This is a genomic window from Legionella navarrensis, from assembly GCF_052527415.1.
The window spans coordinates 1-11,863 of record NZ_JBNVZR010000002.1 but is presented as its reverse complement, the minus strand read 5'-3'; the positions used below and the strand labels follow the sequence as shown (position 1 = coordinate 11,863).

Here is an 11,863-nt window from a genome sequence, read left to right as displayed (position 1 = left end):
GAGTCTCCCTTTAACGAACCACAAAAAATCCTATTCCGATAAACGCGAGAAATCCCCAGAATGGAGATAACTGCAAGTAAACCAGCGCCAGTAAAAACAGAATGCTTATGAGGACTATTGGCAGCGAATAATACATGCCAATCACTCCTTGTCCGACCGATATACTGGCTGCTGCCAGCAGGGCCAGCGCACCATATTGAACGGATATCATGATTTTTCGCGTGATCGGGTCGTTGTCATTAGTTAACAGGCGATACCCCAGCACCGCCAGCACAAGGCCGGGCAAATTGATGCTGAGCACCGCCAGCAGCAGGCCCGGCAGGCCGGCCGCCTTATAACCGATTAAGGCAGCCAGTTTCACGGCTGTTAAGCCGGGAAACAGGAACGTGGCTCCCACCATTCGGACAAATTCATCCGGTGCTATCCATTGCCGATAGGTAACCGCTTCCGCCTCGATCAGTTTCAGCATGGAGTTGCCACCGCCCAGCGAGACGAATCCAATTTTGCCAAAACTGTAAACGAGAGCTAAAAGCGTGTTCATCATGGCACGGCAATCTGTTTAAGGAAACTGACATAATCGCAGGAAATCTGCTGATTAAGCAAGTGCTTACTGATTAAATTAACCAGGCGCAGCGAACGGCCTTCGACACAGGCGCTGAAGAAAATACGGCTGTCGATCGTCAATCGAGCCAACTCCAGTTTTATTCCCGGTTGCGTGTCGAATTTATAGATGAGCGCGCATTTATCCACGTTGACGATTCGGCCTTCGCTCTGTACAGACTCCATCATCTGCGCCCCAGTCAAGGGATTCAGGCCAGGGAGCATCTGCTCAGCAGGGTAGTTAAACAGGTTGATTTTTTTTCCATAGCCAAGGCAGGCGTCTTCTTGCCTCATCACGGGTTTGATGAGAATTTCGCCACGTCTCTGCTTGATGTTGTAATCTTTATCAGCCAGGAGATAGTAGGCATCAGGTCGATGTTTCACGGTGAACCTGGTCAGATTAAGGCATTCTGTATCCAGACCACGCAATACGATCTCGCCGTGATCCGCCCAGAAATAACGTATCTCCCAGCGCAGTGAATCCGCTTCGTCTTCCCCAAAGGATGAAATATCCAGAGGATTGCTGTCATCAATGCTGAAATTCCAGACCAAACGATGATTCATAAAATATCCAGGCAGAAAATCTTAACGCTAGACTATTTATGCCTCAGAGGCAAGCCGCCCTGTCTCTGAACCCTGATTTCAAAACCGTATCAAGAAGGCCAATTTCCTGATAGGATGAGACAGTTGTTTATGACTGTCCGAACAAAAGGAAGAGAATACGATGGCTATCTTATTGTTTTTGGCGTATGTAATTTTTACTCTCGTCGCTTTATATCGCAGCATGGTTTCACCAGTCTGGGAAGTGGTGAGCGTAGTTTATCTGGTGGTTGCAACCTGGGTTGTGGGTATGCCCTGGTTTGTCGCTCTGCCTCTCTGGCTGATTATTGCCGCCATTATTGCCGTGATGCATGCCTCGCCGGTGCGTGACTTTATCGTCGATAAACTCTACGTGCGCGCGGTCAAATCAATCCCCAAGCTGTCAACCACAGAAGAAGAAGCTCTGAATGCCGGAGACACCTGGGTTGAGCAGGATATTTTTACTGGGACACCAGACTGGAACCGTCTCGACAACATTTCGTCTGAACTCAGTGCGGAAGAACAGTCTTTCCTTGATAACGAAACGCAAACTCTGTGTGCCATGATCGACGACTGGAGCGTCGGTCAGGAGCGTGATCTGCCAGAGCCAGTCTGGAATTACATGAAGGAGAATGGCTTCTTCGGACTGGTGATTGGCAAAGAGTTTGGTGGCAAGGGCTTTTCTGCCCGCGCACATTCTGATGTCGTGATGAAAATTGCCACGCGTTCCGGCGTGGCTGCGGTAACCGTAATGGTTCCCAATTCTCTCGGCCCAGGTGAGCTGCTGCACTATTATGGCACAGACGAACAAAAAGCCCGTCATCTTCCCAGACTGGCGAAGGGGCTTGATGTACCCTGCTTTGCTCTGACCGAGCCAGGGGCTGGCAGCGACGCGACTTCCATCCAATCCGAAGCCGTTGTTACCATGAAAAAAGTCGATGGTAAGGACGTCCTGGGTCTGACCATTAATAAACTGAATAAGCGATGGATCACACTGGCTCCTATCGCAACGCTGATTGGTCTTGCTGTGAACCTCAAGGATCCGGATGGCCTGCTCAAAGGCGAGGGTGAGGAAGGTATTACCTGCCTGCTGATTTCACGTGATACAAAAAATCTCGAGATCGGAAACCGTCATTTACCTGGCGATCAACCGTTTATGAACGGAACCATTCGTGGCGAAAAGATATTCGTACCCATCGACACCATCATCGGCGGTCAGAAAAACGCCGGTCGTGGCTGGCAAATGCTGGTGGAATGTCTGTCGATTGGCCGCTCCATCTCTCTGCCGGCTCTGGCAGCAGCTTCTTCGTCTGTGTGCTACATCACAACCGGTGCCTTTGCCCGCCTGCGTCGTCAGTTTAACGTTGAGATTGCTCAGTTCGAAGGGATTGAAGAAAAACTGGCTGAGATTGCCGGCTTGAACTATCTGATCAATGCTACCCGTCTGTTGACGGTAGCGGCCGTCAATCAGCACAAAAAGCCATCCGTCGCGTCGGCCATTACCAAATACTTCAATACGGAGCTGTCGCGCATTGTGGTGAATGATGCCATGGACGTACATGCCGGTCGCGCGGTTGTAGTCGGGCCACGCAATTACATGACCAGTTGCTATCTGAGTCTTCCTATTTCCATTACAGTGGAAGGCGCAAACATTATGTCGCGCAACCTGCTGATATTTGGTCAGGGATCCATGGCCTGTCATCCCTATATCCGCGACGAGTTTTATGCCATATCCAAAGAGGACAAACAGGCCTTCTCAGTTCTGCTCTGGAAACATATCGGCTATTTCATGAACAATTTTGCCAAAGCGGTCTGCTCGGCCTGGACAGGCGGTCTGTTTGTTAAGGCGCCAGATAATTCCCTGAATAAAGAATACAAGCGTCTGGCTCGTTTAAGCCACGCATTTGCCTGGCTTGCCGATCTGTCCCTGATTTATCTGGGGGGTGAGTTGAAGCGTAAGGAGCGGCTGTCTGCACGCCTGGCCGATGCCATGTCTTATCTCTACATGGCCATGGCCGCCTTACGTCTATACAAACAGAATGATGCCAATGAAGATCAGATGCTGCATGCGAAATGGGCTGTGACGTATTGTTTTTACAACGCTCAGAAAGCCATGATTTCATTCTGCAACAATTTTCCATCCCGGATTATTGGTCGTCTGGTTCGCCTGCTGGTTTTCCCTTTTGGTCAAACCATGCGCTACCCTACAGACAGGCTGGATCATAAAATTGCCCGTTTGATGACAGCCAATAACCAATACCGTGACAGCATCAAAAAGTGGCTGTATCTGAGTGGCGACAGCAAACAGCCATTGGATAAAATGGAAGAGGCCCTGCAGCTCTTGATTCAGCACGCCGATCTGTATCCCAAAATCAGCGATCTGAAACGATATTCGTTCGGCGCCCTGAAAGACAAACTGGCCGAAAAAGTCAGCAAAGGCAGTATCACACAGGAGGAAATGGATGCGCTGGTGGCAGTTGAGCGCGCCCGTTGGGACGCTGTTCAGGTGGATGAGTTCACGTTTGACTCGATGAAGCATAAAACCTTCCAGTCAGTAACCGATGAGCTCCCTAATCCTCTCGACTGATTTTACGCTTAATTAACGTAATACCTGAGCAAAGGCGTCTTTAAACAGACGCCTTTTTGCTATAATGTAAGCTAAAGTTGATCGAGGAATCCTATGAGTAAATATCCAACAACCAAGCGTGGCAGTTCGATTGAAACTCAATTACCGAACAAAGACGCTTTTCTGAAAATGTTTGACATCATTTCACGTTCTGAAACGGCCGACTACGCTGTTAAATGTTGTCGTGCCATTGCAGGCCTGCCTGCTGATGTATTGAAGGTTGTGGAGAACTTTGCCAAAAAAATGCATTTTCAGGACGATGGCCGAACCAATCCATTCTTTGGAAAACCAAATGAAATTCGTAACACAGACGAGCATTTCCAAAAAATGGCGGCGCTGGACGCGGCTGGTGTAATACTCGAGCAGGTGCCACAAAATCTACATATAGGTTTCGCTGCCAACAGTGAATCAAAGCTCCTGAGGGCTGTGTCAGTTAACAAAAAGCTGGTTGATGAACAGGTAAGCAGCGCCCAGGATACCCTGTTCAGTGCCTGGCTATATACGCATCATGCCGTCTGTGAAGACGGGACTATCTATAAAACCGTTGATGTAACAGAAAACAATCTTCACAGTCGCAGAATCGCAACCGACGCCAACAATGAACCTGTTACATTTCCGGTCGAGCAGTTTACTCGCTTAATGACCGACCCAGGTAAAGACGGTTACGCGGCTTTTCTGAAAAATCACGGTATTGATGCAACGATTCAGAAACGTCCCTATCCCGAAAGCCGGGTTACTCCGGAGCAGACTGCGCAACCCGTCGCTCAGACAGTCGCGCCGGCGCGCCCCGTTGTTGAAACGCAAAACGAGCAGACACCATCCCCGGACTAAGACTGATTGGCCTGGCGCAATCGCTCGATTGTGCCAATGTCTATCCACTGGCCATGAAACACTGTACCACTGGCCAGATCCCCTTCGGCGAGACTGCGCAGCAAGGGAGTAACGGAATATCTACCCATACGACTGGATGAAAAAACATCGGGGTGGTAACAGGCGATACCTGAAAACGTATAGATCTGATCATGGTTGATAAGACGGCCATTCTTCAAGCCAAAATCTCCCTTGCGGTTATGCGCAGGGCTCTTCACAAGGATTAGATGAAGCCGATCCTTCCCGGACAACGCGATGTTCTGAAAAGGAAAATCGGTATAAATATCGGCATTTACGGTTAAAAATGGATCCTTTCCCAGTAAGGGCAGGGCGCTTACGATGCCTCCACCCGTTTCCAGACCACCAGGTGGTTCCGGGGAATAAAGAATATCAATATTCCACTTGTGCCCATCACCGAGATGGCGCCGGATTTGATCGCCCAGATAAGCATGATTGATGACCAGACGCGTGAACCCTGCGCGGGCCAGATTGATTACGTGATGTTCGATAAGCGGCCTGCCTTTAACCCGACACATCGCTTTGGGAATCTCATTCGTCAACGGCTTCAGGCGTTCACCCCGGCCTGCGGCCAGAATCATGGCGGTGTTCATCACAGCTTCACCCTGTCCTGCATAAACTGATACAGCGCCTGCAATTCCTTGCAGGTTTCCAGGCACGACATCACATAGTGCAGCGTCAGCGGCAGATCATTTAAATACCCGGCCTTGCCATCGCGCAGGTACAGGCGCGAAAAAACACCCAGCACCTTTAAATGACGCTGCAGGCCACATAGATCAAAGGCTCTGATAAAGTCAGGGAGAGAATATTGTCTGGCAACGGTGGAGTGGGAGTAAAAATACGAAACCCACTGCGTGATTTGCTCGGTTGGCCATTGCACGTAACAATCCTTGAGCAAGGAAACCAGATCGTAGGTAAAGGGACCCATCATGGCGTCCTGGAAATCAATAATTCCCAGCTCGAAGGGAGGATTCTGATTCAGCACCATCAGATTTCGTGAATGATAGTCGCGATGAATCATAACCCGTGGCTGTTTCAAAACAGCATCGCTTAACCAGTCACAACTGTCCTGAATCATGCGTTTTTCGCTGGCAGACAGTTTGAGACCAAGATAAGCCTCCAGAAACCAGTGATCGAACACAGCCAGCTCACTCAAACAATGGCGCCTGTCAAATTCAGGCAAGGGGGTCTCGCTGGAAACCGGAATCTGCTGCAACGTGATAAGTGCATCCATGGCGGCCTGATACAGAGCGTTGGCGTTGCTCGCAGACAGCGCTTTCAAAAACACCTGATCGCCGAAATCATCCAGCATGATAAAGCCCTGGGCGGTATCCATGGCATACAGCTGCGGCGCCTTGACACCATGCTGGCTCAGCAGCCTGGCTACGCTGATAAAGGATTCTGTTGATTCTTTGTCAGGTGGGGCGTCCATGATGATGCGGCTGACATTGTCATAATGCAGGCGATGATAATGACGAAAGCTGGCATCACCGGCGAGCGCTGTTAATGAAAACGGAACAGAATGAAGGGCTTGATTAAGCCAATTGTGCAGTGCGTTTTGTCGATTAGGCATGTTATACTCCCCGAAAACAAAAATGGCAGCGACCAGCCACGAAGCTTGTTCGATCATAAGGTATTTTGACAGCGGTGAACATCAGGTTTAATGCCATATCCAGAAAAATCACGACACGGGGAAGCCATCGGTTTTCCTGCACGGTTTTTTTCACCCTGATAACAGGCGTCAGCGCGTTCTATTTTCTCAACGCGAACGCCTCTACAACCATGATGGCAGAGCCTGTCCAGGCCTGTGTTGTGGCACGTGAAGACGAATTAACGCCCTTGCAACGCTCCAGTATTGCCCGCTGCCTCGGCTGGCAGGAAACCGACTCATCCTACCTCTGTCGAGGATTTTACAAACCGCTGGATGTTAAGCCGCTGTCCAATCCCAGCGAAGTCCAGCTCTTCGCGGACAGGGTTTCCTTTTATAATCAGGGCCGCTCCGAGCTGCAGGGTAATGTGGAGGTGCGCCAGACATCGCGCGTGTTGAACGCACAGACAGCTTACGTTTACCGCGACAGCAAATCCAACTCGGTCAACGCCATCGAGCTGCTGGGCGAGGTAAGATACCTCGAGCCTGGGCGACTGATGATTGCCAGAAAAGCGGTTTTTCACCCAGTAGACAAGTCTGGCCGTGCCGAAGATGTGCTGTATCGTTTCAGCTCCTACCGTCCCGGTTCGGTTTTACCGGCCTGGGGGCAGGCTGGCCTGATTGAGCGTTTTGCCAACAAGGATTATCTGCTGCGCAGGGCAACGTACAGCACCTGCGCGCCGCAGGACAACGCCTGGCATCTCGAGGCAGACAGTATCGCCCTCAATAACGCCAAGGCAACCGGTGTGGCGCGTAATGCGAAACTCTACGTCGGAAAAGTCCCGCTGATATACGTGCCCTATATGAGCTTCCCAACGTCCAAGGAACGAAAATCCGGATTTTTATTCCCCGTACTGGGTACGTCAAACGTAGGCGGCTTCGACATGGCCTTGCCCTACTACTGGAACATCAGCCCAAACTACGACGCCACACTGACACCTCATCTTTACACCAAACGTGGCTTGATGATGGGCGGGCAGTTCCGTTACCTGACGGAAAAATCCTATGGTCAGCTGAATGCGCGTTATCTGTCTCATGACAGAGCCTATGCCGGTTTTCTGCAGGAGAATCAGTTCCAATACCCACAGTTACGTGGTGCGTCCACGGATCGCTGGTCCCTGCTGTTTCGGGATATCACACAGGTCAGTCCCAATCTGCAATTGAAAATGAATCTTCAGGATGTTTCGGATGATTATTTTCTCCAGGATTTTGACAGTAATCTCTCTTTAATGACCAAGCGTCAGTTGCTGCGGGAAGGAGAGCTGAACTATACGACAGATAACTGGCTGTTTCGTGGTCTGGTGCAAAGCTATCAAACCCTGCAACCCATTAATCAGACACCCGTCAGTGATATTTATCAGCGGCTGCCCCAGTTACTGGCGCGCGGTTTCTATGACAGCCTGCCTTTTAACGCACAGTTGACCCTGCTCGGCCAGTTCGACAACTTCAGGTGGTCGAACAATCTGCAGTCCGTACCTGATGGGCCGCGATACTACTTTAATCCGGTGCTCGCGCTGCCACAGATCAGGCCCTGGGGGTATTTCACCCCATCCGTCGAACTGGTGCAGAATTACTATGATGTGCAGCATTATAATGCCTATGATCGTGCCTACGTCAGCGATGCACGTCTACAGCGCAGCATCCCACGATACAGCCTCGACAGTGGTTTGTATTTCGAACGGCAAAGCCGCTGGCTAAACAGTAATTTTACGCAAACCCTCGAACCGCGCCTGTATTACCTGAACGTGCCTTTCCGCAACCAGACCAATATCCCGGTTTATGATTCCGCGTTTATGATTTTTAATACCGATCAGCTTTTCCGCACAAATCGTTTTTCCGGTTATGATCGCACAGGTGACGCCAATCAGCTGGCCTATGCGCTGACAACACGATGGATGGCCGCCGAAAGCGGGGTCGAGCGTGCCAGCTTCACTATCGGGCAGATTCAGTATTTTGCCAATCGCCGCGTCACACTGTGTCAAAGCGTAACGGGAAGCTGCGTTGATAACCCACTGGATCTCGGTTATCTGTCCCCAGTGGCCAGCTCGTCGCCCATTGCCACACGGGCCGTGTATTATTTCAATCCATCCTGGATAGCAACAGGTGATTATGTATGGGACACACATACCAACGCCACCAATAATGGCCATCTTGATTTTCATTATCAACCAGCGTTTAATCAGCTTTTAGGCGTTGGTTACACGTATCTGGCAAACGGGGACATCACGCAGGTCGGCAATACATCGCCTCGAATCGACCCTTTGCATCAGGTCTCATTTTCCTACGCCTGGCCATTTACAGAGCGATGGAGCAGCATGGGCGCCTATGGCTACAACATCAGCAAGGGTTATGAAATGATGTCCATTGTCGGTCTGCAGTATGATAACTGTTGCTGGGCTGTGCGTCTGATGGGCGGGCGTAGTTTTCAAAGCCTGAATTTTAATGGTAATCCCCAATACAATAATAATGTGTATTTACAGGTGCAGTTGAAGGGACTGGGCTCCGTGGGGACCAGCGATCCGGGAGGCAACATAAGAACATACATACCCGGATACGTGGATACCTTTCACCGTTAGAGCGTGTAATGTGGTTTAAAATAATCATCATTGCTTGTATTTTGATTATAAATGGCCTAAATTGCCGTAAATTTTTTGATTTTAATTTTTGAGGAACCAGGTATGCTGAAGCGTATCGTATGTATTGCTGTGTTGTGGCCTTTGTTTGCAATGGCGGAACCACTGGATCGTGTCATTGCTGTTGTTAACGACAGTGTGATAACGGCCACCGAGGTGAATGCCCAGGTCGAAATTCTGCGTCAGCAATATGCATTCAGAAAAATGCCACTGCCGTCGGACACGGCTCTGCGCAAACAGGTACTGCAGCATTTAATTGATGTTGATCTGGAACTGCAGCTGGCCAAACAAAACAACATGGTCGTTGATAATGCTGAGCTGGACAGCGCCATCAGCAAAATTGCGGCGGATAACAAACTGTCGTTAAGCGACTTACGCAGTGAAATTGAGCGTCAGGGCATGAGCTGGAAAACCTATCGCGAAAACGTTCGTAAGGAAATGCTCATTGGCCGCGTTCAGCAAAAGGCGGTTGGTCAGGATATTAACGTGACACCACAGCAGGTTGAAGAATACCTGAAAACCTCCGCGCATCAGGATAAGACACAATTAACCTACCAAATCAAAAATATTGTGATTCCTCTGCCCGAAGAACCCACACCCGAACAACTGAAAAGCGCACGCCAGAAAGCTGCTGACATTCTGGCCAAAATCAAAAAAGGTGACAATTTTGATCGTCTGGCTATTGAAGAATCAAGCGGGGAGTTTGCACTGGAAGGCGGCGACCTGGGCGAACGGCATCTGGCTGAATTGCCCGATGTGTTCGCTAATGAAGTCGTTAAAATGAAGCCGGGTCAGGTGAGTGGTCCGATTCGTACCGGTAACGGATATCAATTAATCAAACTGGTGGCTATTGGCGGAAATAATGAACAACATGCCGTGGTTAAAACGCACGTGCGCCATATTTTATTGAAACAAGACGCCAGCATGACGTCGGAAGAAGCCAGCAGACAGGTGAACAACCTGTACCAGCAGTTAAAATCCGGAAAGGATTTCGCCGTGATGGCCAAACAATATTCACTGGATGTTGGAAGTGCTACAAAAGGAGGCGATTTAGGCTGGGTCAGCCCCGGTGAGCTGGTTCCCGAGTTTGAAAAAACCATGGATGCCTTGCCACCGCACAAAATAAGCAAACCCGTCAAATCAACGTTTGGCTGGCATATTATTGAAGTGCTGGAAAGAAAAAAAGTGGATGATTCTGAATCGTTCAAGCGTCAGCAGGTTCGACTGTTCCTGCAACAGAAAAAATTCAGTGAAGCAGTACAGAACTGGCAGCAACATCTGCGCGCCGCTGCCTACGTTCACATCATGGATAAAAAACTAGCATGAAGCCCTTGCTGGTTACCAGTGGAGAACCCGCCGGAATCGGCCCCGATATCTGCCTGTCACTGGCCGGCACAGACTACCCGCTCGTGCTGGTTGGAGACATATTCCTGCTCGAACAGCGAGCGGCGCTTCTGGGAATTCCTGTTGAGCTCATTGAATACAGACTGGGCCGCAATATCAAACCAGTCCCAGGGCGGCTTCACTGCCTTCATCTTCCCTGTATTGAACCCGTTGTCTGCGGGCAGCTGAATCCGGCGAACGCTGCTTACGTAATGAGCATGCTGGGCCAGGCTGTAGATTTATGCCTGAGCGGTGAGTTTGGCGGCATGGTAACAGCACCTGTTCATAAAGCTGTTATTAATCAGGCTGGAATTTCTTTTACAGGCCATACAGAATTTCTCGCTGAGCGCTGCGGAACACCCGCTGTCGTAATGATGCTGGCCTGCGATGTAATGAAGGTTGCACTGGTAACTACCCATCTGCCCCTGCATGCTGTACCACGGGCGATCACCCAGGATTTAATTATTCAGGTAATTCGTCAACTACACACTTCTTTGCAAAGCGACTTCGGCCTGGCAAATCCCTGCATCCTGGTCACGGGTCTGAATCCGCATGCGGGAGAAGGCGGATATCTGGGACGTGAAGAAATAGACTGCATTCAACCGGCACTGATCCGCCTAAACGAACAAGGGATCAATGCACTGGGGCCATTTCCGGCAGATACCCTGTTTTCACAATACAATATAGAACGAGCGGATGCATTTGTAGCCATGTACCATGACCAGGGATTAACCGTCTTAAAATACGCGGGGTTTGGCCAGGCTGTTAATGTTACCCTGGGCCTACCCATCATTCGCACCTCGGTCGATCATGGTACGGCACTGGAGCTGGCCGGTACTGGAAAAGCTGAAACAGGCAGCCTGAAGGCAGCCGTAGCCATGGCCGCTTCCATGGCAAAAAAACATTATCCTGACTAAACGGAAAATTCATCATGAGCACCATCAGCCTGATTGCTGCGGTCGACCGACAGTATGCCCTTGGCAAAAACAACCAGTTACTATGTCATCTGCCAGCAGATTTGAAATTCTTTAAACAGACGACACTGGGCAAGCCTGTGATTATGGGGCGCAATACCTTTGAGTCCATCGGCAGACCGCTTCCCAACCGACAAAATATTGTTGTAAGCAGGAGCATGCCTACAATCGCAGGTATAGAACACGCAACAGGCATTGAAGACGCATTACAAAAAGCAGGCGAGGCTCCAGAAATCATGATTATCGGCGGTGCATCTATATATGAACAAACACTGCCCCTTGCCGATAGAATATACCTGACCATAATAGATAACGAATTCGAAGCAGATGTGTTTTTCCCATTAGTAGACTGGAGCAACTGGGACTGTACACAAAAAGAGTTCAGACCATCAGACGAAGTAAACACATACAATATAACATTCTGTACCTTTCAACGAACTCGTTGAAATCACAGCCATTCGTATTAAACCGTGCATAAAATTTCCGTATTGATGATATAAATTACAAAGATTCGGCGATTTTAAAAAAAACA

At 49.7% G+C, this 11,863-nt stretch carries 10 protein-coding genes; 6 read left to right on the top strand and 4 right to left on the bottom strand.

The genetic code is table 11. The features are described 5' to 3' along the window. Nucleotides 1-10 precede the first annotated feature (10 nt). Together ACQUTA_RS01655 and ACQUTA_RS01650 are read right to left on the bottom strand one after the other, a co-directional pair. Nucleotides 11-544 carry a chromate transporter gene (locus tag ACQUTA_RS01655; RefSeq protein WP_444986456.1) on the bottom strand — a complete coding sequence of 178 codons (534 nt, stop codon included), beginning with the start codon at nt 542-544 and terminating at the stop codon, nt 11-13. Beyond that, on the bottom strand, nt 541-1,164 hold the full coding sequence (locus ACQUTA_RS01650) for a hypothetical protein (protein WP_444986455.1): 624 nt from the start codon (nt 1,162-1,164) through the stop codon (nt 541-543). Before ACQUTA_RS01650 ends, ACQUTA_RS01655 begins: the two co-directional genes overlap by 4 nt. 160 nt (nt 1,165-1,324) lie before the next feature. Between ACQUTA_RS01650 and ACQUTA_RS01645 the strand changes: the two genes are divergently transcribed. Next, nucleotides 1,325-3,766, top strand: a complete 2,442-nt coding sequence (locus ACQUTA_RS01645; RefSeq protein ID WP_444986454.1) for an acyl-CoA dehydrogenase — start codon at nt 1,325-1,327, stop codon at nt 3,764-3,766. A gap of 93 nt (nt 3,767-3,859) precedes the next feature. Continuing rightward, entirely contained in the window at nt 3,860-4,636 is a 777-nt protein-coding gene (locus ACQUTA_RS01640; RefSeq protein ID WP_444986453.1) for a hypothetical protein, read from the top strand. Here the strand turns inward: ACQUTA_RS01640 and murU are convergent. Both murU and ACQUTA_RS01630 read right to left on the bottom strand, forming a co-directional pair. After that, nucleotides 4,633-5,286: an N-acetylmuramate alpha-1-phosphate uridylyltransferase MurU gene (murU, locus tag ACQUTA_RS01635; RefSeq protein ID WP_444986657.1), complete on the bottom strand. Its 654-nt coding sequence runs from the start codon at nt 5,284-5,286 to the stop codon at nt 4,633-4,635. The genes ACQUTA_RS01640 and murU overlap by 4 nt on opposite strands. Then, on the bottom strand, nt 5,286-6,266 hold the full coding sequence (locus tag ACQUTA_RS01630; RefSeq protein ID WP_444986452.1) for an aminoglycoside phosphotransferase family protein: 981 nt from the start codon (nt 6,264-6,266) through the stop codon (nt 5,286-5,288). Before ACQUTA_RS01630 ends, murU begins: the two co-directional genes overlap by 1 nt. 158 nt (nt 6,267-6,424) lie before the next feature. Here ACQUTA_RS01630 and ACQUTA_RS01625 point away from each other — a divergent pair, with 158 nt between their 5' ends. The 4 genes from ACQUTA_RS01625 to ACQUTA_RS01610 all read left to right on the top strand — a co-directional run bounded on the left by ACQUTA_RS01625 (nt 6,425) and on the right by ACQUTA_RS01610 (nt 11,777). Continuing rightward, complete coding sequence (locus ACQUTA_RS01625; protein WP_444986656.1) at nt 6,425-8,917, top strand: LPS-assembly protein LptD; 2,493 nt, start codon at nt 6,425-6,427, stop codon at nt 8,915-8,917. 102 nt (nt 8,918-9,019) lie between these two features. Further along, nucleotides 9,020-10,300 carry a peptidylprolyl isomerase gene (locus ACQUTA_RS01620; RefSeq protein ID WP_444986451.1) on the top strand — a complete coding sequence of 427 codons (1,281 nt, stop codon included), beginning with the start codon at nt 9,020-9,022 and terminating at the stop codon, nt 10,298-10,300. Further along, nucleotides 10,297-11,274, top strand: a complete 978-nt coding sequence (gene pdxA, locus ACQUTA_RS01615) for a 4-hydroxythreonine-4-phosphate dehydrogenase PdxA (RefSeq protein ID WP_444986450.1) — start codon at nt 10,297-10,299, stop codon at nt 11,272-11,274. The genes ACQUTA_RS01620 and pdxA overlap by 4 nt, the downstream gene beginning before the upstream one ends. A gap of 14 nt (nt 11,275-11,288) precedes the next feature. Then, nucleotides 11,289-11,777 carry a dihydrofolate reductase gene (locus ACQUTA_RS01610; RefSeq protein ID WP_444986449.1) on the top strand — a complete coding sequence of 163 codons (489 nt, stop codon included), beginning with the start codon at nt 11,289-11,291 and terminating at the stop codon, nt 11,775-11,777. Nucleotides 11,778-11,863 lie beyond the last annotated feature (86 nt).